Source organism: Aurantimonas sp. 22II-16-19i (genome assembly GCF_002088275.1).
Taxonomy (GTDB): domain Bacteria; phylum Pseudomonadota; class Alphaproteobacteria; order Rhizobiales; family Rhizobiaceae; genus Jiella.
The window spans coordinates 142,584-163,065 of sequence record NZ_AQQS01000007.1 but is presented as its reverse complement, the minus strand read 5'-3'; the positions used below and the strand labels follow the sequence as shown (position 1 = coordinate 163,065).

Genomic DNA, 20,482 nt, shown 5'->3' with positions numbered 1-20,482 from the left:
CTCAGCCCTCCATCGTCTTGGCGGCGTCGTGGATCGCCTGGCGGATGCGCTGATAGGTGGCGCAGCGACAGATGTTGCCGGCCATCGCGCCGTCGATGTCGTCGTCGGTTGGGTTGGGCGTGAACTGCAGGAGCGAGATCGCCGACATGATCTGGCCCGACTGGCAGTAGCCGCATTGCGGCACGTCGATCGCCCGCCAGGCCGCCTGGACGGCCTCTGCTTCGGTGCCCTCGACCCCCTCGATCGTCGTCACGCTCGATCCCTCGAGGGTGGAGATGGGGGTGACGCAGGAGCGCCGGGTCGAACCGTCGACATGCACGGTGCAGGCACCGCACTGGGCGATGCCGCAGCCGTATTTCGTGCCGGTCAGTCGCGCCGCGTCTCGGATCACCCAGAGGAGGGGCGTGTCCGGATCGCCGTCAAACGAAGTTTCCGTGCCGTTGAGAGTGAAGGTGACCACGTTCGTCTCCTGGTCGCTCGTTCAGACGGGCGTCCGACTCACGTGCGGACTCATCCGCCTGCGCGCGAACCTGCCTGCCCTGATTTGATCCACTCTAAACTAAACGGTTGAACGCACATCGCAAGTGGTGCGGGTGAAGGATTCGGTGGTGGCCGATGAACGCGCCCCTTCAGGCGGAGGTGCCTCGAACGCCCTTGCGCAGGCAGCGCCGCCGCTCGCAACAACCAAGGGCCAAAAGGGGAAATCTGACCGGACGACGCCAGTCCTGTCGAAGAAAACGAGGCGCGGACCGACCGTGCAGGGGAGGGGCAGCCTCGCCATCGGCCGCAACGCAAAAGCGGCCGCCCTATGCCGGGACGGCCGCCGAATCATGCTCGAACGATCACGGTCGCGGTCAGTGCGTGCCGGTCTGGTCCTTCACGGCATCCTTGACCTTGCCGTAGTTCTTCTCGGTCTTGCCTTCGACCTGATCCATCTTGCCATCGGCCTCCATGCGGCCGTTGCCGGTGGCCTTGCCGGCGACTTCCTTGACCTTGCCGCCCAGTTCCTTGGCCGCGCCCGAGATCTCGTTCTTGTCAACCATTGTCATTGCTCCAACAGTGCCACCGCAGACGGGGTGACCGATGCAGGTGAAACGGCAGTGCGTGCTCGCATGTTCCGGAGCCAGGTGGTCTATCTTGTCGCAGATGCTCTCGACCCGCCGGGACAGGGTGCTGGGCGAACGTCGGGATGACCGTCTGAAGCCGCCGCGTCACCCGGCGTTGGCGGGGGGACGGGGGTGGCGGGCGGCGCGCCGGGCGAGGCTGTGCGCTATCAGGCCGAATAGCCGCGCCGCCCGAAGGCCGGCCGCGGCATGCTCTCGTCATCGCCCCGACGGGACGCTGAGCCAGCCCGGTGGGCTTGGCGCGTTTCTGGCCGGGATGCATCCTCACCTGGGGCCTGCCCGTGTCGGTCGGCCAGGCGAGCCGCGGCGACCCGCCCGCCGCCGCCGCCGGCTCGTCGAAGGCTTCCAGCGCCTCGCCGAGATCTCCGTAGCCGCTGCGATCGCGTGACGGCCCGTATTCGTTCCATCCGGGCGTGCCGGCCTTGAACGCACACAGGATCATGATCACCGTCCCGGCGACCGGCACGAGGCAGAGCAGCGCGACGAAGCCGCTATAGTCCAAGTCGTGGAGCCGGCAGACCGTCGTCGCCGCTCCGATCCAGAACTGTGCGACGATGAGGAGGACGCCGAAGACCGCGATCAGCAGGCTTTCCCCGCTCTGGTTCGCCGCCAGGAGCAGCGCAGCGAAGCCCAGGCCGACGAGGCCCGCGCTGAAGAGCAGGCCGAGCCACCAGGTCGCTCGGCCGATACGCCCGTGAAAGCTGAAAAATCGAGACACCGCCGCCACTCCAGACCGACCATGGATCGATGCTGGCTCCCTTGCGTAAGGAAACCGTATAGAGGGCGCCGAACGGGTCTCGTCGTAACGGAGGGATGGGGTGCACGAGTTCCGTGCCGATGCCGTCCTGGTAAAGCGCCGAGGCCCTCGCTCAATGAGGCCGAGGCCCTCGCTCAATGAGGAGGCTCGGCCAAACGTCTTGTCGGTCTCACCTGTGTCGACGGACGTCGATTCAGTCACTCACGCAAAGAAAAGGCCCGGATCGCGTTTGCGCCGGGCCAGCAATTCCGCAAGGAGCGGACCGAGGAGGTCGCCGTCAGCCGGCCAGAGCCGCCCGGGCTTCCTTCAGCTGGTCGAGCCTGTGCTGGGCACTGGTCTTCGCCTCGGCCGTCTCCGCATCGGCGACGTCTTCCTCGGCGTCCCGGATGCTCTGGTCGAGAGCCTTCATGTCGACCTTCTCGGCAGGCTCGGCATGTTCGGCGAGGAGCGTAAGGCCGCTCTCGTTGACGTCGGCGAAACCACCGCGCACGAAGATGCGGCGCTCCGCTCCGCCTTCGGGCGTCACAACGACGATCCCGGGCTTCAGTGTCGTCATCACCGGTGCGTGGTTGGCCATCACGGTGAAGAAGCCCTCTGTTCCCGGTACAGAGACCGCCGTGACGGCCTCCGACATCAGGAGCTTTTCCGGGGAGACGAGTTCAAACTGGAAGCTGTCGGCCATCGGTCTTTGGTTCCTTCGCGGCGGCCTCGAAATGCCGAACCGCCGTTTCGAACTTGTCGCGGCAGCCGGGATTGCAGAAGCCGACGACCGCGTCGTTGTAAGTCGTCAGAGAATCGCCCGCGATCGGATTTCCCGACCACGGGCAGGTCTCGTTGATCGCGTCCTCCAGGCGAAGGCCGCGATCGTTTCGCATCAGGCGGCGTCCTGAGCCAGCTTCTTGGCTTTCTCGACGGCCATCTCGATGGAGCCGACCATGTAGAAGGCAGCTTCGGGAAGATGGTCGTATTCGCCCTCGACGAGGCCCTTGAAGGACTTGATCGTGTCCTCCAGGGGCACCAGCTGCCCGGGCGCGCCGGTGAAGACCTCGGCGACGAAGAAGGGCTGCGACAGGAAGCGCTCGATCTTGCGGGCGCGCGCCACCGTCAGCTTGTCCTCCTCGGACAGCTCGTCCATGCCGAGAATGGCGATGATGTCCTGCAGCGACTTGTACTTCTGCAGGATCTGCTGGACCTTGCGGGCCACGTCGTAGTGCTCTTCGCCGATGATCATCGGGGAGAGCATGCGCGACGTGGAGTCGAGCGGGTCGACCGCCGGATAGATGCCCTTCTCGGAGATCGCACGGTTGAGAACCGTGGTCGCGTCCAGATGGGCGAAGGAGGTGGCCGGCGCCGGGTCGGTCAGATCGTCGGCCGGCACGTAGATGGCCTGCACCGAGGTGATCGAGCCCTTGGTCGTCGTGGTGATGCGCTCCTGCATCTGACCCATGTCGGTGGCCAGCGTCGGCTGGTAGCCCACCGCCGAGGGGATGCGGCCGAGCAGCGCCGACACTTCCGAGCCCGCCTGGGTGAAGCGGAAGATGTTGTCGACGAAGAACAGGACGTCCTGGCCCTGGTCGCGGAAATGCTCCGCGATGGTTAGGCCGGTGAGCGCGACGCGGGCACGGGCGCCCGGAGGCTCGTTCATCTGGCCGTAGACGAGCGCCGCCTTGGAGCCCTCGGCCGAGCCGTCATGCTCGTGGGGGTTCTTGTTGACGCCCGATTCGATCATCTCGTGGTAGAGATCGTTGCCCTCGCGGGTACGCTCGCCGACGCCGGCGAAGACCGAATAGCCGCCATGGGCCTTGGCGACGTTGTTGATCAGTTCCTGGATCAGCACCGTCTTGCCGACGCCGGCGCCGCCGAACAGGCCGATCTTGCCGCCGCGGGCATAGGGCGCCAGGAGATCGATGACCTTGATGCCGGTGACGAGGATCTGGCTTTCCGGCGACTGCTCGACATAGGGCGGAGCGGACTGGTGGATGGCGCGCTTCGATTCGTAGGAGATCGGGCCGACCTCGTCGATCGGCTCGCCGATGACGTTCATGATGCGGCCGAGCGTTCCGTCGCCGACCGGAACCATGATCGGCTCGCCGGTGTCGACGACTTCCTGGCCGCGCACGAGGCCCTCGGTCAGGTCCATGGCGATGCAGCGCACCGTGTTCTCGCCGAGATGCTGGGCCACCTCGAGAACCAGGCGGATGCCGTGATTGTCGCATTCGAGCGCGTTCAGGATCTGCGGCAGATTGCCGTCGAACTCGACGTCGACGACGGCGCCGATCACCTGATGGACGCGGCCTACGTTCTTGTCAGCCATATTTGAAAGGCCTCCTCTCGATAGGTGTCAGAGCGCTTCGGCGCCCGAAATGATTTCGACCAGTTCCGTCGTGATCTGCGCCTGGCGCTGGCGGTTGTAGGAGACCGACAGCTTGTCGATCATTTCGCCGGCGTTGCGCGTCGCGTTGTCCATGGCGCTCATCCGCGCACCCTGTTCGGAGGCTGCGTTCTCGAGCATGGCGTGGAGGATCTGGACCTTGATGTTGCGCGGGATCAGCGCGTCGAGAATGGCGGCCGGTTCCGGCTCGTATTCATAGACCGCGGCGACGCTCGCGCTGCCGTTGTCGTGCCCGGCCCCCGAGAGATCGGCCGGGATCACCTGCTGGCCCGTCGGCACCTGGGTGATGACGTTCTGGAACGCCGAGTAGAAGATCGTGCAGACGTCGAACTCGCCCTTGGCGAAGAGCTCCATGATCTTGTCGCCGAGCGTGTCCGCCTGATCGAAGCCGATCTGCTTGACCTCGCGGAAGTCGATCCGCTCGACGATCTTGCCGGACAGGTCGCGGCGCATCATGTCCCACGCCTTCTTGCCGACGGCGAAAAACTTGACGGTCTTGCCCTCGGCCTCGAGCCGGCGCTGATGCTGGCGCGCGTGCTTGATGATCGAGGCGTTGAAGCCACCGCAGAGGCCGCGCTCGGCGGTGAAGACGACGAGCAGGTGCACGTCGTCCTTGCCGGTACCGACCATCAGCGGCGGGCCGTCGCCTTCGACGGCGCCGGCGATGTTGGCGAGAACCGAGGCCATGCGGTCGGCATAGGGCCTCGCCGCGGCCGCCGCGTCCTCGGCCCGACGCAGCTTGGCCGCCGCGACCATCTGCATGGCCTTGGTGATCTTCTGCGTGGATTTGACCGACGCGATGCGGTTTCGAAGGTCCTTCAGTGATGCCATGGTCTGGCGCAGTCTCCCGCTGGCTCGGCCTTGCCCCTCAGGGCAAGGCCTTCAGCCTCGTTTTCCGGATCAGGCGAAGGTCTTGGCGAAGGAGTCGATCGCCGATTTCAGCTTCCCTCGGAGCTCGTCCGAGAGAGCCTTCTCCTTGGCGATCTGGTCGAGGACGTCCTTGTGCTCCGAGCGCATGGCGCCGAGCAGGCCTTCCTCGAAGTCGCCGACCTGGTCGACGCGGAGCTTGTCGAGATAGCCCTGGGTGCCGGCGAAGATCACCACCACCTGCTCCTCGGTCTTCAGCGGCGAGAACTGCGGCTGCTTCAGCAGCTCCGTCAGCCTGGCGCCGCGGTTGAGCAGGCGCTGGGTGGCGGCGTCGAGATCCGAGCCGAACTGGGCGAAGGCGGCCATCTCGCGATACTGGGCGAGTTCGCCCTTGATCGAGCCGGCGACCTGTTTCATCGCCTTGACCTGGGCGGCCGAGCCGACGCGCGAGACCGAGAGGCCGACGTTCACCGCCGGGCGGATGCCCTGGTAGAACAGGTTGGTCTCGAGGAAGATCTGGCCGTCGGTGATCGAGATCACGTTGGTCGGGATGTAGGCCGAGACGTCGCCGGCCTGGGTCTCGATGACCGGCAGCGCGGTGAGCGAGCCGGCGCCATGATCGTCGCCCATTTTGGCGGCACGCTCGAGCAGGCGAGAATGCAGGTAGAAGACGTCGCCCGGATAAGCTTCGCGGCCCGGCGGGCGGCGCAACAGCAGCGACATCTGGCGATAGGACACGGCCTGCTTGGACAGGTCGTCATAGCCGATCACCGCATGCATGCCGTTGTCGCGGAAATACTCGCCCATGGCGCAGCCGGTGAAGGGCGCGATGTACTGCAGCGGCGCCGGCTCGGAGGCCGTCGCGGCGATGACGATGGAGTATTCCATCGCGCCGCGCTCTTCCAGCGTGCGCACGAACTGGGCGACGGTGGAGCGCTTCTGCCCGACGGCGACGTAGATGCAGTAGAGCTTGTCGCTCTCGCGGTTCTCGTCGTGGGCCGGCTTCTGGTTCAGGAAGGTGTCCAGGAGGATCGCGGTCTTGCCGGTCTGGCGGTCGCCGATGACCAGCTCGCGCTGGCCGCGTCCGATCGGGATCAGCGCGTCGATGGCCTTGAGGCCCGTCGACATCGGCTCGTGCACCGACTTGCGCGGGATGATGCCCGGCGCCTTGACGTCGACGCGGCGGCGCTCGGTGCTCTCGATCGGGCCCTTGCCGTCGATCGGATTGCCGAGACCGTCGACGACGCGGCCGAGCAGGCCCCGGCCGACGGGCACCTCGACGATCGCGCCGGTGCGCTTGACGGTGTCGCCTTCCTTGATCTCCCGGTCGGAACCGAAGATCACGACGCCGACATTGTCGGCCTCGAGGTTGAGGGCCATGCCCTGGATGCCGCCGGGGAACTCGACCATCTCGCCGGCCTGGCAGTTGTCGAGGCCGTAGACGCGGGCGATGCCGTCACCGACCGACAGAACCTGGCCGACTTCCGAGACTTCCGCCTCGTTGCCGAAGTTCTTGATCTGGTTCTTCAGGATCGCGGAAATTTCCGCGGCGCGGATGTCCATCAGCCGACCTCTTTCAGTGCAAGCTTGAGCGAATTGAGTTTGGAGCGGAGCGAGGTGTCGATCTGGCGCGAGCCGATCTTCACGATCAGTCCACCGAGGATCGCCGAGTCGACGGTCTCGCGCATCGTCACGGTCTTTCCGGCGTAAGACGACACCGCCTCCGAGAGGGCGCTGCGCTGCCCCTCGTCGAGCGGATGGGCGCTCGTCACCTCGACCTCGACCTCGCCGCGGTGCTCGGCCGTGAGCTCGCGGAACCGCCGGATCATGCTGGGGAGAACGAACAACCGCCGATTCGCCGCGACGACCTTCAGGAAATTGCTGGTGAGCGGGCTCGCGCCGACTTCGACGACGATCGCCGCGATGGCACGGAGCTGCTCGTCCGATGAGAAGGCCGGGCTTTCCACCAGACGGCGGAAATCGGCATTGTCACGGATCAGGCCTTCGAAGGAATCGAGCTCGGACTCGACCGTCTCGAGCGAATTCTCATCGAGTGCGAGTTCGAACAGGGACTGGGCGTAGCGGTCTGCGACCCCCGAAACGGGAGAGGATGATTGTGCCACGGACGACCGTTTCTCTTTCGCGTTCTTCAACTCCCTGCCGCACCGGATTGTCCCCGCGCCGCAAGGTCTTGAAACCGTTGGTTGGATGCCAAGCGGATTGCCAACGAGATGCCGGCCCTCCCCCTTCAGGCTGCGTCCGTCTAGCATAGGGATTTGACCGCGACAACACGCTTCGGGCAGGCAATCGGACGGCTTTTGAGGGTTATTCACGGCGCTTCCGCTGCTGAGGCGCGGTGGCCTCGACCATATCGCCGGGCGGGCGAAGTCCGCTCAGGAGGAAATGAAGCCGAAGGCCGGGGCGAGGGCCGCCGCTGCAAGCACGATTTCCAGGACAAAGTAGAAGAGCGCGCGGAAGGTGGCGCCATCGGTGAGCAGCGATACCAGCCGGCCGAAGGCGGAGAACAGCCAGCCGGCGCCGAGCGCCAGTTGAACGAAGGGTTGATCGTAGAGGGCCGCGCCGACCAGCCCGACGCCCAGCCAGAAGCCGGCGAGGCTGGCCCGCGATCCGCCGAGGGCGTCGGAGCTGCCGGCGCTGGGCGCCAGCCCGATCGCCGACAGCATCAGGCGCGGCGCGAACAGGGCGGCAAGCCCAAGGAGGGCGGCGACACAGGCAGCTGCGAAGGGCAGCCAGCCGGCAGGGTCGGTGGGAAGGGAGAAGTCCATTCGGGATCCTTCGACATGTCGAGAAGGCAAAGGGGCAGGGTCTGTTGCGGCCGGACGAAGCGCATGCCGTCGCCCCCGTCAAGGCGCGAGGCGGGGAGTTCGCCGCTCTGGTGCCCTGCTCGATGCTCGACGTTGCGGGATTCAGAGACCGGTCATGGTCGACGCAGCAGGGCGTCGGCGTCCCGAAGCTGCTGCGGCGGACGGTGGTGACTCGCGGCCAAAAAATGCGCGATGACGACTTGGCAAGCGGGGCAGTGGCGCGGCACAGTCACGCGCATGCCGACGAAGCAGTTTATGGCTTGGAACGGGCCGGGATGCGTGAGTGGGGAGCCATGGCGACGGGATCGCTTTTCGGAGGTGACGATGCGTCGGCTTATCGTGCTAGAGCGTTCCTCGTGCGGCCGGTCGGGCGCACGGCGCTGAAGTCCGCCGCGTGATCAGGATGCGCGAGCGACGAACACCGCAAGTTCCATCGGTAAATACGGCAGCAGATTGAAGGCAACCTGATGACACCCACCGAGATCGAATCCATCTTCGCGAAGTACCACAAGCCCAACTGGGGCTCGGTCTCCGTGGATGAAACCCTGTTCATCCGCGATCTCATCGATCGCCACAAGCCGAAGAGCTTCGTCGAACTCGGCATGGCGTCGGGAATGTCATGCGCGCTGATCGCCAAGGCGATGGACGACGCAGGCATCGACGGCGTCGTCCACACGATCGACCATGACGACACCTTCTTCGGCGACAAGACCAAGCCGAACGGCTTCCTCATCGACGAGGTCTACACCGGCAGCCGCGTCAAGGTGCACAAGCACAAGTTCAAGCGCAGCATCGATCTCGACGACCTCGATCTCGGACCGTTCGAGATGGCCTTCATCGACGCGGCGCACCCCCATCCCTGGCCGCTGCTCGACACGCTCTTCGTGCGCCCGCACATGGCGGGATCGAAGACCGTCATCCATCACGACCTCGAACTCTTCGCCAAACAGCGGGTGGTGCTCGGCATCGGCCCGAAATATGTCTGGGACCAGTTTCCGGAGTCCGCCCGCCAGCGCGGCGAAGGCGGCGCGTCGAACATCTTCTCCGTCTCGCTCGATATCGACGACGCGACTTTCGAGAGGATCTTCTGCGACGGCATTCTTCTGCCCTGGACCTCGCAGCTCGGCCCGATGGTGGTCCACCGGGTCCGAAAGGTGCTGGAGCGGACGGTCTCGAAGCGGGCGCTCGACGTCTTCAACGAGGCGATGATCCGCTTCAACGCCCCGAAGAAGTAGTCGCAGGCGGGCGCCGCCCGGACATGCCGGTGGACGGTTCGGTCGACGGGCCGCCGCCGGCGCTGACGGCTCTCCGGCCGCATGCGGGCGGAACAGCAACGCAGCCGTTCGCTCTTGCAGCGCGTGAACGGGCGGGCGACACCGGGCCCGCCCGATGCCGCCAGAGGCCACGCCACCGTTGCTGCGGCAGGGCGCGGTCGATGCCTTCGGCGAACGATACCTGTTGCATTGGCCAGGAGCGTCGGGACCGATAGCTTGGATGCGATCGTCCGTATCGGACATCGGGCAGCCCGCCCGTGTCCGGCCTGGGCATCGTTCGGGGGTGCCTCATTCGCGCGGGATTTGCTGCCATTCATGCCGGCGAGCGACGCGGACCGGGCCGCCATCGCCGGTGGCTGTCCGCCTGCGCGGTCGCCGCGATTCTGCTCGCCATTCCCGCACCGGTCCTCGCCGACGAGGGCACCGCGGCCGTACTGCCAGCTCAACCGCAGCTCACCGATGCCGGCAAGGCCTATCTGGGAGCGGTGGAGGGCCTGCGTCTGCAGACGGAGATCCGCTATCTTTCGCCCGATGCCGATCTCGATGCGGCCGAAGATGCCAGTCGACGCCAACTGGACGCCGATCCCGGCGCGATCCTCGCGCGGCTCGAATGGGGCAGCAAGGCCGTTCTCGTCCTCATGGTTCTTTTGCTCGTCCTCCTTCTGTGGCTGGGCCGGGGCCAGCTTGCCGACCTGATGGGGCCCCGCGACCGGCGCCTCGGACCTGCCGGCGCGACCGTCATCCATCGGCCGGACGGCGAACTCGATCACGACCTGATCGCCCGGCTGCGCCGCGAGGGCGACCCGCGCCAGGGCCTGCGACAAGTGCTCGAGCGCTTCCTGGAACTCGCCGCAGAGGACAATGCGATCGTCCTCAAGCGGTCGCTGACCACCCGCGAACTGGTGCAGCGCCTGCCCGGCAGCTGGTCGCATCGCGCCGAACTCGAAAGCCTCGCCCGCCAGACCGAACTCGTCCTGTTCGGCGGCCGCGAGATGGACATCGCCAGCTACCACCGCTGCCTCGACGTCGCGGCGCCCTTCCTGCGCAGGACCGTGGCATGACGGGCGCCGCATCCGAGACCTCGCCGAAGTCGGCAGATGGACGTGGCGAGACCGTCAGGATGGCGGCAATCCTCGCCGTGGTGATAGCCGTGGTCGCGCTGCTGATCGCCCTCGGCGCGCGGCGACCCCTGGAACACAGCGCGATCGGTCTTGCGGGGCTGGAGCGGTGGCTCGGCGAAAAAGGCGTGCCGACCGTATCTGCCATCGGCGACGCCACGGCGGCCGGCACCCTGCGCATCCTGCCGATCTACGATCCGAGGCTCCTCGGCGAGGGAGCGCGGCAAGAGGACGGGGCCGAGGACGAACGCGGCTCGCTGGCGCCGCGGCCGCTGTCTGAGGCCGAATTCGCCGCGCGGGCGCGGGCGGGGCCCGTGCTGGCGGTGCTGCCGAAATGGCGGGGCGGCATCGTCAGCCGCGGCGTCGCGCATCCGGACCTTCTCGTGCCGTCGCATGCGATGGCATTCTTCGGCGAGCCGCCGGTGGCGCGACTGCCGGAGCGGGGGCTTTCCCGTCTGCTGGTCTACGATGCCGACAATGACGAAGTGCTGCCGCAAGCCGCGACGCTCTATTCCGGCCAGGTGCTGAGCCGGTCCCTCGACGAGAAGTGCCGCCCCGTCCTGGTCCTGCGGGACGACGGCGGCCGCGACCTCGGCACGCTCCTCGCCGACTGCACGGGCGCATCGCTCGTGCGATCGAACAACGCCCTCTTCGTCCTGTCCGATCCCGACGTCTTCACCAATGCCGGGCTCGCGAATGGCGACAATGCCGCGCTCGCGCTGTCCCTCGTCGATAGCTTCGCCGGCAATGCCAAGGTCTTCGTCGAGACCGACACGACCCGTGGCCCGGACCCGGCCTTGGCGCCGTCGCAGACCGACGGGGACGATCCGCGTCAACGGACGCTGGCCGATCTCGACCGCTTCTTCGTCTATCCCTTCTCCACTTTCTGGATCGGGCTGGTGCTCGTCTCCGGCCTCGCGCTGTGGCGTGGCAGCCGGCGCTTCGGCCGCCCCCAGGCGGACGAGGAACCGGCCGAGGCATCCAAGCGCCGCACCATCGAAGCGTCCCGCCGCATCCTCATGCTGGCGCGGGCCGACGAAGCGTTGGTCGACCGGCATGTGAAGGATCGCGTCGAGGGGCTGGCCAGCGGCCTCTTTGGTGCGGCACGCGGGCAGACGGGCGGCGACGCGGCGGCGCTCACGCGCTTCCTGTCGCGGCGCGCGCCGCAACTCGGCGAACGATTCGCAGGCGCCTACGCCACTGTTACCGACGAGCGCCTCACGGAACGCTCCCGCCTCGAAGCGCTCGGCGCCTTCGAGGCCGTCATTCAGGAGATCTGGCATGAATTTGGACGAGTTGCGGGCCCTGCGCGACAGGATCGCCGCTGAGATCGAAAAGGCGGTGCAGGGGCAGGAGGCGATCGTCGAGCTGCTGCTCGTCTCGCTGTTCGCCCGCGGGCACTGCCTGATCGAGGGGCCGCCGGGCACGGCGAAGACCCTGCTCGCCCAGTCGCTGGCGGCCGCGCTCTCCCTCGATTTCAAGCGCATCCAGTTCACGCCCGACCTGATGCCCGGGGACGTCATCGGCTCGAACATCTACGACTTCGGTTCGCGGCAGTTCGAACTGGTGCGCGGGCCGATCTTCACCGATATCCTCCTGTCGGACGAGATCAACCGCGCTCCGCCGAAGACCCAGGCGGCGCTCCTGCAGGTGATGAACGAGCGCCGGGTGACGATCGACGGCACCGACCATGCGGTCGGCAGCGTCTTCTTCGTCGTCGCCACCCAGAACCCGATCGAGCAGCAGGGCACCTATCCGCTTCCCGAAGCCCAGCTCGACCGGTTCCTGTTCAAGCTCGAGATCGACTTTCCCGGTGAGGATGCCGAATTCGCGATCCTGCGGCGGCACGCCGGCCAGCCCCTCGACCATGATGCGCGCAAGGCCGCCATCGCGCCGGTCGCCGGGCTGTCGGAGATTCGCGCCGGCCAGGCGCTGGTCGATGCGATCCGCCTCGACGACGAGATCCTGCGCTACGTCCTCGGCCTCTGCCGGGCGACCCGCGCCGACGTCGACATCGCCTATGGCGTCTCCACCCGGGCGGCCGACGGGCTCTGCGGCGCGGTCAGAGCCCGGGCGGCCCTCGACGGCCGCGACTATGCCATTCCGGACGACGTGAAGCTCTTGTTCAGGCCGACGATGCGCCACCGCGTCGTCCTCTCGCCGACCGCCGAGATCGAGGGCCGCAGCCCCGACAAGGTGCTCGCCGCCATCCTCGAACAGATCCCGGCGCCGCGCTGATGCGGCCCTCCCGCCTCCTGCTCCTGATCGCCGGCCTGATCGCGCTGGCATCGCTGGCGCTGGTGGTGCTGCCGGGCGCGCCGGCGGAGGTCATACCGGCGGTGTGGGCGGCTCTGGGGCTTGCCGTTCTCGCCGACGCCGTGCTGACGCCCGGCCGCCGCCGGTTCATTCTCGAGGCGCCGGCGACGCGGGAGATGTTCGTCGGCGACGCCGCGACACTGGACTTCCGCCTTGCCGCGACGAAGGGAACGGGGCGGGGGCCCGGTTCGTCGGTCGTGCGGATCGCCTGGCCCGCCGGCCTCGCCGGGCCGCCGCAATTCGTGCTCCATCCCGGAGGACATGTCTCGTCGGCGCAGGTGACGGTGGAGGCCCGCCGGCGCGGCGACTTTGCGCTGGGCGAGGCGGCGGTGATGCGCCGGAGCCGGCTGCGCCTCCTCGACATCGTCGCCGCCTATCCCTGCCCGACCCGGCTGGTCGTGGTGCCGAATGTCCGGGCGATCACCTCGGGGGAGATCGACGTCCAGATCGCCACCGAGGCCTTCGGCAGCCGCGCCGCGCTGGTCCGCGGAGAGGGGTCCGAGTTCCACCAGCTGCGCGACTTCGTCGCCGGCATGGACAGCCGCACCATCGATTACAAGCGCTCGGCACGGCACGGTGCGCTGGTCGCCCGGGAGATGCGGGCGGAGAAGAACCACAACATCGTGCTCGCCCTCGACAACGGCCATCTGATGCGCGAGGAGATCGCCGGGCTGGCGAAGATCGACCACATGATCAACGCCGCGCTGGCGCTCGGCTGGGCCGGCATCCAGGGCGGCGACCTCGTCGGCCTCTACGCCTTCGACGCGCGGCCGCGCCTCTATCTGCCACCGAATGGCGGGCGCCGGGCCTTCGCGCAGCTGCGTGCCAGGGCAGCCGGATTGTCCTACCGGGCGATCGAGACCAACCACACCCTCGCCATGACCCATCTCGGCCAGCGGCTGTCGCGGCGCTGCCTCGTGGTGGTGTTTTCCGATTTCGTCGACACCACCACCGCCGAGCTGCTGGTGGAGAATGTCGCGGTCCTGAACCGCCACCACGTGATGGTCTTCGTCTCCATCCGCGATCCGCTGCTCGCCGGCTACCGGCACCGGGCGGCCGGAAACCTCGGGGACGTGGCGGGCGCCGTCGCCGCCGCCGGGCTGGAGCGGGAGCGCCGGCTGGTGCTGGAACGGCTCGCCCGGCTCGGCGTCTTCGTGGTCGACACCGATCCCGGTGGGATCACCGCGCGGCTCGTCTCCACCTATCTCACCATCAAGGCGCGGGAGCTGATATGAGCCCACCTGCCATCCGCTCGACACGCTTTCGCGACGAGCGCGAGGCCGACTGGAAGCGCCTCGGGGCGATCGTCGAGGCGGCCGAGAAACGGGGCCTGTCGCGCCTGTCCTTCGACGACGCGCGCGACCTCGTCCTGCTCTACCGCCAGGCCACCAACTCGCTGTCGGTCGCCCGGGAGATCTCCCTCGATCTCGCCGTGGTCCGCTATCTCGAAAGCCTCTGCGCGAGGGCCCATCTCGTCGTTTATGCCCCGCGCGAGAGCCTGTCTGGCCTCTTTTCCCGCTTCTTCGCGCGCTCGGCGCCGCAGGCGGTGCGCCGGTCGGCGGTGCCGATCGCGCTCGCCTTCCTGCTGATGGCCGCAGGGGCGGTGGCCGCCTATCTCCTGACCGCACGGGACCCCGGCTGGTTCTACGCCTTCGTGCCGGGCGACCTCGCCGCCGGACGCGGGCCGGGCGCCAGCGCCGAGGCGCTGCGGCGGGTGATCTATGGCGAGGACGACCAGCCGCTCGGGGAACTCGGCGCCTTCGCCACCTATCTCTTCTCCCACAATACGAAGGTCGCCTTGTTCGCCTTCGCCCTCGGCATCGTCTTCTGCGTGCCGAGCGTCGTCCTGCTGCTCTACAATGGCGCGATGCTCGGTGCCTTCGTCCAGATCCATGTCGACAAGAACCTCGGCCTCGACTTCATGGGCTGGCTGACCATCCATGGCGTGACCGAGCTCTCCGCCATCGCCATCGCCAGCGCCGGCGGCCTGACGCTCGGCTATGCCATGCTGTTTCCCGGGCCGAGGAGCCGCCCGGCGGCGCTGCGCCATGCCGGGCGGGACGCGGTCAAGCTCGCCGTGGTCGCGGCGGTCATGCTGTTTTGTGCCGGCCTTCTCGAAGGGATCGGCCGGCAGGTCGTGACGGACTTCTGGGCCCGCCTCGCCATCGGCTGGGGCGTCGGCCTCCTCTGGCTCGCCTGGTTCTGCCTCGCCGGGCGGGATGGCCGAGCGGCGGCCCAGCCGGAGCCCGCCTGATGGCCCTCTGGCGCCGCAGGAACGACGCCAAGGCCACGGCCGCGGCACGCCAACGGCTCGCCGGCCTCCACGGCAAGCGCCTGACGCTGACGCCGCCGGAGGGCGTCGTCCTGCATCTCGACGTCGCCAGCCTCGGGGCCCGCTTCGGCGCCCAGTTCGTGGACTTCGTCATCACCACCGCGGCGACGATCGGCATCATTCTCGCGCTGCTTTTCGCCGGCATCGTCAGCGGCGCGGCTTTCGGCGCCATCGCGGCCCTGCTCGTCCTCGTCTTCGGCGCGCCCTACTACGTCCTCTGCGAACTCCTGATGAACGGCCGCACGCCGGGCAAGAAGCTGCTCGGCCTGCGCGTCGTCTCCCGGAACGGCTCCGGGCTTTCCACCCATCAGGTCGTCGTGCGCAATCTCACCAAAGAGGTCGAGGTGTTCCTGCCGGCAGCCTTCCTGATCGGAGGCGGCGAGGACCAGCTGTGGTTCAACGTCGTCATGATCACCTGGCTTCTCGTCGTCGTCGCCGTCCCGATCCGCAGCAAGGCCAATCGGCGGATCGGCGATCTCATCGCCGACACCGCCGTGGTGCTCGATCCGCGGCCGCTGCTCCTGCCCGACGTCGCGGTGAGCGTCGGCGAGGCGGCGCGCGAGCGCTTCGTGTTCTCCAGCCGGCAGCTCGAGCTCTACGGCGCCTACGAGCTGCAGGTGCTGGAACGGCTCCTGCGCGGCGGCGAGGAGGCGAGGGACAGCCGCGAAAGGCGGCAGGGCCTCGCCCGGATCGGCGAGCGAATTCGGGCCAAGATCGGCTATGAGGAGAGCGTCGCACCGGCCGATGAGGAGGCCTTCCTCCAGAGTTTCTACGTCGCCCAGCGGGCCTTCCTGGAACAGAAGAAGCTGATGGGCGATGCAAGGGTGGACAAGTTCCACCAAACGCAGGAGGCACCGGCGGACGACCGGTGATCCTCACTCGCAGGCCCTGCCGGAGCTGTGCCGCGGCACCGTTCGACCCGACTGAAAGACCCATCGACGAGAGGAGATGAGATGACAGCCGTCGATACCGACACGACACTGCCCAGGCCGACCTTCGGTGTGGGCGCCAGGATGAGCGACACCCTGGCGATCTTCTTCGGACATTTCGCCGTCTTCGGCGGGATCGGCATCGTCGCCGGAATCCTGATGCAGATCCCGACATTCCTGGTTCTTGGCGCCCATGCGCTCGATCCGATGGCTCCTGGCGCCGACGGGCAACTGATCGACCAGAACCCGTTCCTGTTCATCGTCATCGCGCTGGCCGTGCCGCTGCTGGTCTATTCGGTCCTCACCGCCGTCCTCGTCCTTGCGGCCTACGACGCCCGGGCCGGACGACGCGCCAGGATCGGGTCCTATGTCGCGACGGGGCTCCGGCAGATCCTGCCGCTGATCGTGATGTCCATCGCGGCGTGGCTGCTGATCGGCATCGGCTTCGCGCTCCTGATCGCGCCCGGCCTGTGGCTGCTGGGGGTGCTGTCGGTCTTCGTGCCGGTGATCATGGTCGAGGGCAACGGCTTCGGCTCGCTTGGGCGCAGCGCCGCCCTGACGAAGAACTATCGCTGGCCGATCATCGGGTTCCTCGTGCTCGCCTATGTCATCGTCTACCTGCTCACGATCGCTGCCACGGCCGTCGTGGCATTCCTCGTTTCCGGCGTCCCGATCCTGTTTCTGCTGCTCCAGGGCGCGGCGAGCGGGCTGTCGATGGCCTTCGCCTCGATCGCCGTCGCCGTCACCTATGCAAGGCTGCGCGAGATCAAGGACGGTGTCGGCTTCACCGACCTGGCCGACGTCTTCGCCTGATCGCCAGAGATCGAAGATGTTCAGCCAGCGGCCGGGAGCGATCCCGGCCGCTGATTCTCGCGCTGCGGTCTGCCGTAGCATCCGGCATCGCAGCGAAATCGCAGGGTATCGGGGCTTGTGCGAATGCAGTGCCGGCGCTGCGGGCGCAGGTGCCGGGTTCAGATCAGCAGGAGGCGCTGCTTCAGCGGGCTGAAGGTCATGCGGTGGAGGGGTGAGGGGCCGTTGGCCGCGATCGCCGCGAGATGGGCTGCGGTGCCGTAGCCCTTGTGCTCGGAAAAGCCGTAGCCGGGAAAGGCCAGGCACGCCCGCCGCATCATCCGGTCGCGCACCACTTTGGCGACGATCGAGGCGGCGGCGATCGACAGCGAGGCCGCATCGCCGCCGATGACGGCCGAGGCCTGGCAGCGGCAGCCGGGCGGCACGTCGCGGCCGTCGACGAGGACGTGATCGGGCGCAACGCCGAGGGCGGCGACGGCTCGCCGCATGGCGATCAGCGTGGCGCCGCGGATGTTGTACCGGTCGATCTCGGCGGCGCTGGCACAGGCCGAGGCGACGGTGGCCGTCTGCAGGATCCGGACGAAGAGTTCCTCCCGCCGCTCCGCCGTCAGGGCCTTGGAATCGTCGAGGCCGTCCGGGATGTCGTCCGGATCGAGAATCACCGCCGCGGCCGTCACCGGCCCGGCGAGTGGGCCGCGCCCGGCCTCGTCGACACCCGCAACGAAGCGCTGCCCGAGCGAGATCAACTGGCGCTCGCGCTCGAAATCCGGACCCGGGGGGCAGATCTGCGGGCGCTGAGGTTTTGCGGCGCGTGCTGCCTTCGGCGATGCGACGGCTGCGATGCGACGCTTCGGCGCCTTGGGAAGAACGGGAGAATCGGAGGAATGCGCGGTCATCGTGCGGCGGAGACTCGCGCATCCTCCGATCCCATGCAAGGCCTTCCAGGCTCCCGGGGGCGCGGGAGCCCGAAGGCCCGAACCCGAACGCAAGACGGGCGTCCGGGATCTGCGAGCCGGCATCGTCGAACGATCCCGGCGCGCGGCCCTGTCGCAGCCGTTGCGGCGACTACAACAGGGCGAGTTGCACGCCGGCGGCCTTCGGCGGCGTGAAGAGATCGGTCCTGAGCTTGACGCGGTCGGCGTTCAGTTCGAGGCGGCGGGCGGTCATCTCGAAGCGGCGGCGGATCTGGAAGGCGTAGGGGCCGCTGCCCTTCATCCGCTTGCCCCATTCGGCGTCGTAGTCCTTGCCGTCGCGCATCGAGCGCAGCAGCGACAGGACGTGGCGGTAGCGATCCGGGTAATGCCGGAGCAGCCAGTCCTTGAACAGCGGGGCGACCTCCAGCGGCAGGCGCAGGAGCACGTAACCCGCCTCTTTGGCGCCGGCCGTCACGGCGGCTTCCAGAAGCCGCTCGATCTCAGAGTCGTTCAGCCCGGGGATGATCGGCGCGGTCATCACCATGGTCGGGATCTTCGCTTCGGAGAGCGCCTTGACCGCATCGAGACGCTTGGCCGGCGTCGCGGCGCGCGGCTCCATCGCCCGCGCCAGCGTCCGGTCGAGCGTGGTGACCGACAGCGCCACCTTGACGAGGCCCTTGGCCGCCATGCGCGACAGGATGTCGATGTCCCGCGTCACCAGCGCCGACTTGGTGACGATGCCGACCGGATGATTGGCCGCCTCCAGCACTTCGAGGATCTCCCGCATCACCCGCCGGTCCTTCTCGATCGGCTGGTAGGGGTCGGTGTTGGTGCCGATGGCGATCGACTTCACCTCGTAGCCGGGCTTGGACAGCTCGCGCTCCAGGAGTTCCGCCGCGTTCGGCTTGACGAACAGCTTCGATTCGAAGTCCAGCCCCGGCGACAGGCCCATATAGGCATGGCTCGGCCGGGCGAAGCAGTAGACGCAGCCGTGCTCGCAGCCCCGATAGGGGTTGATCGACCGGTCGAAGGAGATGTCCGGCGAGGCGTTGCGGGTGATGATCGTCTTTGGCTTCTCGACCTGCACCTCGGTCTTGAAGGCCGGCAGGCTGTCCAGCGTCTCCCAGCCGTCGTCGAAGGACGAGCGCGAGAACGGCTCGTAGCGCCCGGACGGGTTGATGCCCGCGCCGCGGCCGCGGCGACGCTCGGCCGGAACGCGCAGATTGGCACCATCGACGATGTGGTTCGCGATCTCGATGCCGTTGGCGGTGGAAAAGGCCGCGCGATCGGCCGCCGTGATCTGCTGCATGTCCTGCCCTCCAGTCGTTGGGCTTTCGCATTCGATGAACGAATCATTAAAGCCAGAACAGGAACAATACAAGAACAAAATGCGATCGGGCTGGCATGGTTCCGCAACCTGCGTTACCGGGGCCGGATGCTGAGCGTATTCATCGACTGCGGGCCGGACGACCAGAAGCTGGCGTCCACATTGGCGAGCCTCGTTCCCGGGGCGGTGGAAGGCCTCGTGCGCGAGGTCGTCTTGGTCGATCGCCAGATGGGGAGCGATGCGCGCAAGGTCGCCGATCATGCCGGATGCCGGGTGATTGCGGCGGAAGACCTGCGCGAGGCGATCCGGACGGCGAAGGGCGAGTGGCTGCTGCTCGTCGAACCCGGCGCGCGGCTCGTCCCCGGTTGGATCGGAGCGGTGGTCGAGCATGTGGAGACGGTCCAGGCGGGACGGTCGGTGCCGCCCTGCGCGCGCTTCCGCCGGGCAGCCATCGACCGGCCGCGCTTCCTGCAGCGGTTGCGCCAGATCCGTATGGCCTTGGCGGAGGGCTTTCTGGTGCGCCGGAGCCAGGCTGTCGGCCTCGCCGGTCAGGCCGGCGCCGCGCCGACGCTGGAGCGGCTGGCCAAGGGCGTCGCGGTGACCCGGCTGGATGCCGAAATCCGCCCGGCGCAGGGCACGCGGGGATAGGGCCGGATCGGCAAGAGGGACGCCTGGTTCTGCGTCCCGATCCTGCGGCGACGAGCGGACAGGGCGCGATCCGCCTCGCTCGGCCCGCGGCGCAAGATCGGCGCATGCCGCAGATGCCGTCGCTCTCGCCGGGAGAGGTGCCGGGCGGCCTTCTTGATTCTAATCGTGTCCCCTAACGGCTTGAATACGATCCGGAAAAGCGAGAGCGTGCTTTCAGCACGCGGCGGTCATCAACGCGCGGGGACGCATCTAGGCTTTCTGGGCAGCAGAGGCACGATCTGGCGCCACTCGAAGTCGGTTGGGTCGTAACGGCTCATGCGCTCTTGAAAAAGACAACGACGAGTTTGGTAATCCTGCTTCGCCGATGTAGCTTCGGCAGGATCGCTTTGCGAGGTGCCAATGCCGTTGTTCGAAGAGAATGCTGCGATTTTGCGGAACATGGAAGCCGCCGGGAGCGACCTTGGCCCGTCTTGCTCCGTCGACTTCTCACACGTTTTTCCGGATCAGGCTTCGGCCGACGCCTTCGCTCGCGAGACAGAACAGGAAGGCTTCTCCGCGACTGTCGAAGAGGTCGACTGCAGAGAAGACTCTTGGGAGGTCACAGCCTCCAAGAATATGGTCCCCACGTGCGAGAATATCACCTATACCGAGAAGCACCTACATGCTCTGGCCCAAGCGCATCAGGGCCGAGCAGATGGCTGGGGATTCTTCCGCACCTGACCGCAGGTGAATTATTTACCGGTTCAGGGCCTGGATGACCGCTACGGCAAGACGCCCGACGCCCTCGACTGCGCCTTCCAGGCGGTCGCCGCGTTCCACCGCGCCGACGCCCGCCGGGGTGACCCGTCC

23 protein-coding genes and 2 pseudogenes are annotated in these 20,482 nt (G+C 67.5%); 11 read left to right on the top strand and 14 right to left on the bottom strand.

Annotated elements, in window-relative coordinates:
• Position 1 precedes the first annotated feature (1 nt).
• The 10 genes from ATO4_RS08555 to ATO4_RS08510 form a co-directional block, all read right to left on the bottom strand.
• Positions 2–460 carry a (2Fe-2S)-binding protein gene (locus ATO4_RS08555; protein WP_083591022.1) on the bottom strand — a complete coding sequence of 153 codons (459 nt, stop codon included), beginning with the start codon at positions 458–460 and terminating at the stop codon, positions 2–4.
• A 394-nt stretch (positions 461–854) separates the two neighbouring features.
• Positions 855–1,043 carry a CsbD family protein gene (locus tag ATO4_RS08550; RefSeq protein WP_083591021.1) on the bottom strand — a complete coding sequence of 63 codons (189 nt, stop codon included), beginning with the start codon at positions 1,041–1,043 and terminating at the stop codon, positions 855–857.
• Positions 1,036–1,842 carry a DUF805 domain-containing protein gene (locus tag ATO4_RS08545; protein WP_176222909.1) on the bottom strand — a complete coding sequence of 269 codons (807 nt, stop codon included), beginning with the start codon at positions 1,840–1,842 and terminating at the stop codon, positions 1,036–1,038. Before ATO4_RS08545 ends, ATO4_RS08550 begins: the two co-directional genes overlap by 8 nt.
• A 316-nt stretch (positions 1,843–2,158) precedes the next feature.
• Positions 2,159–2,563, bottom strand: coding sequence for a F0F1 ATP synthase subunit epsilon (locus ATO4_RS08540; RefSeq protein ID WP_083591019.1), 405 nt, complete (start codon positions 2,561–2,563; stop codon positions 2,159–2,161).
• Entirely contained in the window at positions 2,541–2,756 is a 216-nt protein-coding gene (locus tag ATO4_RS28280) for a glutathione S-transferase (RefSeq protein WP_083591018.1), read from the bottom strand. Before ATO4_RS28280 ends, ATO4_RS08540 begins: the two co-directional genes overlap by 23 nt.
• On the bottom strand, positions 2,756–4,195 hold the full coding sequence (gene atpD / locus ATO4_RS08530; RefSeq protein WP_083591017.1) for a F0F1 ATP synthase subunit beta: 1,440 nt from the start codon (positions 4,193–4,195) through the stop codon (positions 2,756–2,758). The genes ATO4_RS28280 and atpD overlap by 1 nt, the downstream gene beginning before the upstream one ends.
• A 27-nt stretch (positions 4,196–4,222) precedes the next feature.
• On the bottom strand, positions 4,223–5,104 hold the full coding sequence (locus ATO4_RS08525; protein WP_083591016.1) for a F0F1 ATP synthase subunit gamma: 882 nt from the start codon (positions 5,102–5,104) through the stop codon (positions 4,223–4,225).
• 69 nt (positions 5,105–5,173) lie between these two features.
• The gene (gene atpA / locus ATO4_RS08520; protein WP_083591015.1) at positions 5,174–6,703 is read right to left on the bottom strand and encodes a F0F1 ATP synthase subunit alpha; all 1,530 of its coding nucleotides are present in this window, start codon (positions 6,701–6,703) and stop codon (positions 5,174–5,176) included.
• Positions 6,703–7,263, bottom strand: coding sequence for a F0F1 ATP synthase subunit delta (locus ATO4_RS08515; protein ID WP_083591051.1), 561 nt, complete (start codon positions 7,261–7,263; stop codon positions 6,703–6,705). Before ATO4_RS08515 ends, atpA begins: the two co-directional genes overlap by 1 nt.
• Positions 7,264–7,533: 270 nt before the next feature.
• Positions 7,534–7,926: a hypothetical protein gene (locus ATO4_RS08510; protein ID WP_083591014.1), complete on the bottom strand. Its 393-nt coding sequence runs from the start codon at positions 7,924–7,926 to the stop codon at positions 7,534–7,536.
• Positions 7,927–7,970: 44 nt separating this feature from the next.
• Here ATO4_RS08510 and ATO4_RS08505 point away from each other — a divergent pair, with 44 nt between their 5' ends.
• The 9 genes from ATO4_RS08505 to ATO4_RS08465 all read left to right on the top strand — a co-directional run bounded on the left by ATO4_RS08505 (position 7,971) and on the right by ATO4_RS08465 (position 16,747).
• A complete protein-coding gene (locus ATO4_RS08505; RefSeq protein ID WP_083591013.1) occupies positions 7,971–8,363 on the top strand; it encodes a hypothetical protein in 393 nt (130 codons plus the stop codon).
• 69 nt (positions 8,364–8,432) lie between these two features.
• Positions 8,433–9,200 (top strand): class I SAM-dependent methyltransferase, encoded by a 768-nt coding sequence (locus tag ATO4_RS08500; RefSeq protein ID WP_083591012.1) that lies wholly within the window; start codon positions 8,433–8,435, stop codon positions 9,198–9,200.
• Positions 9,201–9,496: 296 nt separating this feature from the next.
• Positions 9,497–10,300 (top strand): DUF4129 domain-containing protein, encoded by an 804-nt coding sequence (locus ATO4_RS08495; RefSeq protein WP_083591011.1) that lies wholly within the window; start codon positions 9,497–9,499, stop codon positions 10,298–10,300.
• Entirely contained in the window at positions 10,297–11,685 is a 1,389-nt protein-coding gene (locus ATO4_RS08490; protein ID WP_083591010.1) for a hypothetical protein, read from the top strand. The genes ATO4_RS08495 and ATO4_RS08490 overlap by 4 nt, the downstream gene beginning before the upstream one ends.
• Positions 11,639–12,595, top strand: a complete 957-nt coding sequence (locus ATO4_RS08485; protein ID WP_083591009.1) for a MoxR family ATPase — start codon at positions 11,639–11,641, stop codon at positions 12,593–12,595. Before ATO4_RS08490 ends, ATO4_RS08485 begins: the two co-directional genes overlap by 47 nt.
• On the top strand, positions 12,595–13,908 hold the full coding sequence (locus tag ATO4_RS08480) for a DUF58 domain-containing protein (RefSeq protein WP_083591008.1): 1,314 nt from the start codon (positions 12,595–12,597) through the stop codon (positions 13,906–13,908). Before ATO4_RS08485 ends, ATO4_RS08480 begins: the two co-directional genes overlap by 1 nt.
• Positions 13,905–14,927 (top strand): stage II sporulation protein M, encoded by a 1,023-nt coding sequence (locus ATO4_RS08475; protein WP_083591007.1) that lies wholly within the window; start codon positions 13,905–13,907, stop codon positions 14,925–14,927. The genes ATO4_RS08480 and ATO4_RS08475 overlap by 4 nt, the downstream gene beginning before the upstream one ends.
• Positions 14,927–15,877: an RDD family protein gene (locus ATO4_RS08470; protein ID WP_083591006.1), complete on the top strand. Its 951-nt coding sequence runs from the start codon at positions 14,927–14,929 to the stop codon at positions 15,875–15,877. Before ATO4_RS08475 ends, ATO4_RS08470 begins: the two co-directional genes overlap by 1 nt.
• An 81-nt stretch (positions 15,878–15,958) precedes the next feature.
• Positions 15,959–16,747, top strand: a complete 789-nt coding sequence (locus ATO4_RS08465; RefSeq protein ID WP_083591005.1) for a hypothetical protein — start codon at positions 15,959–15,961, stop codon at positions 16,745–16,747.
• Between the two features lie 158 nt (positions 16,748–16,905).
• Here ATO4_RS08465 and ATO4_RS08460 read toward each other — a convergent pair whose 3' ends face one another.
• On the bottom strand, positions 16,906–17,640 hold the full coding sequence (locus ATO4_RS08460; protein WP_083591004.1) for a ribonuclease HII: 735 nt from the start codon (positions 17,638–17,640) through the stop codon (positions 16,906–16,908).
• 169 nt (positions 17,641–17,809) lie between these two features.
• Positions 17,810–18,967 (bottom strand): PA0069 family radical SAM protein, encoded by a 1,158-nt coding sequence (locus ATO4_RS08455; protein ID WP_083591003.1) that lies wholly within the window; start codon positions 18,965–18,967, stop codon positions 17,810–17,812.
• Between ATO4_RS08455 and ATO4_RS08450 the strand changes: the two genes are divergently transcribed.
• Positions 18,899–19,633, top strand: a complete 735-nt coding sequence (locus ATO4_RS08450) for a glycosyl transferase family 2 (RefSeq protein WP_245308641.1) — start codon at positions 18,899–18,901, stop codon at positions 19,631–19,633. The genes ATO4_RS08455 and ATO4_RS08450 overlap by 69 nt on opposite strands.
• 214 nt (positions 19,634–19,847) lie before the next feature.
• Here ATO4_RS08450 and ATO4_RS26980 read toward each other — a convergent pair.
• Positions 19,848–19,950: pseudogene (locus ATO4_RS26980) on the bottom strand (IS5/IS1182 family transposase); the annotation flags it as partial.
• An 82-nt stretch (positions 19,951–20,032) separates the two neighbouring features.
• On the opposite strand from ATO4_RS26980, the gene ATO4_RS08445 reads away from it, so the two are divergent.
• Positions 20,033–20,353 carry a ribonuclease E inhibitor RraB gene (locus ATO4_RS08445; RefSeq protein ID WP_083591001.1) on the top strand — a complete coding sequence of 107 codons (321 nt, stop codon included), beginning with the start codon at positions 20,033–20,035 and terminating at the stop codon, positions 20,351–20,353.
• Between the two features lie 15 nt (positions 20,354–20,368).
• Here the strand turns inward: ATO4_RS08445 and ATO4_RS26975 are convergent.
• Positions 20,369–20,473 (bottom strand): annotated as a pseudogene (locus tag ATO4_RS26975) (FAA hydrolase family protein); the annotation flags it as partial.
• Positions 20,474–20,482 lie beyond the last annotated feature (9 nt).

Coding starts and splice junctions, on each gene's coding strand:
- ATO4_RS08460 (WP_083591004.1), bottom strand. CDS start 17,640: ATGACCGCGCATTCCTCCGATTCTCCCGTTCTTCCCAAGGCGCCGAAG.
- ATO4_RS08465 (WP_083591005.1), top strand. CDS start 15,959: ATGACAGCCGTCGATACCGACACGACACTGCCCAGGCCGACCTTCGGT.
- atpA (WP_083591015.1), bottom strand. CDS start 6,703: ATGGACATCCGCGCCGCGGAAATTTCCGCGATCCTGAAGAACCAGATC.
- ATO4_RS08485 (WP_083591009.1), top strand. CDS start 11,639: ATGAATTTGGACGAGTTGCGGGCCCTGCGCGACAGGATCGCCGCTGAG.
- ATO4_RS08540 (WP_083591019.1), bottom strand. CDS start 2,563: ATGGCCGACAGCTTCCAGTTTGAACTCGTCTCCCCGGAAAAGCTCCTG.
- ATO4_RS08445 (WP_083591001.1), top strand. CDS start 20,033: ATGCCGTTGTTCGAAGAGAATGCTGCGATTTTGCGGAACATGGAAGCC.
- ATO4_RS08525 (WP_083591016.1), bottom strand. CDS start 5,104: ATGGCATCACTGAAGGACCTTCGAAACCGCATCGCGTCGGTCAAATCC.
- ATO4_RS08480 (WP_083591008.1), top strand. CDS start 12,595: ATGCGGCCCTCCCGCCTCCTGCTCCTGATCGCCGGCCTGATCGCGCTG.
- ATO4_RS08510 (WP_083591014.1), bottom strand. CDS start 7,926: ATGGACTTCTCCCTTCCCACCGACCCTGCCGGCTGGCTGCCCTTCGCA.
- ATO4_RS08500 (WP_083591012.1), top strand. CDS start 8,433: ATGACACCCACCGAGATCGAATCCATCTTCGCGAAGTACCACAAGCCC.
- ATO4_RS08550 (WP_083591021.1), bottom strand. CDS start 1,043: ATGGTTGACAAGAACGAGATCTCGGGCGCGGCCAAGGAACTGGGCGGC.
- ATO4_RS08490 (WP_083591010.1), top strand. CDS start 10,297: ATGACGGGCGCCGCATCCGAGACCTCGCCGAAGTCGGCAGATGGACGT.
- atpD (WP_083591017.1), bottom strand. CDS start 4,195: ATGGCTGACAAGAACGTAGGCCGCGTCCATCAGGTGATCGGCGCCGTC.
- ATO4_RS08470 (WP_083591006.1), top strand. CDS start 14,927: ATGGCCCTCTGGCGCCGCAGGAACGACGCCAAGGCCACGGCCGCGGCA.
- ATO4_RS08475 (WP_083591007.1), top strand. CDS start 13,905: ATGAGCCCACCTGCCATCCGCTCGACACGCTTTCGCGACGAGCGCGAG.
- ATO4_RS08455 (WP_083591003.1), bottom strand. CDS start 18,967: ATGCAGCAGATCACGGCGGCCGATCGCGCGGCCTTTTCCACCGCCAAC.
- ATO4_RS28280 (WP_083591018.1), bottom strand. CDS start 2,756: ATGCGAAACGATCGCGGCCTTCGCCTGGAGGACGCGATCAACGAGACC.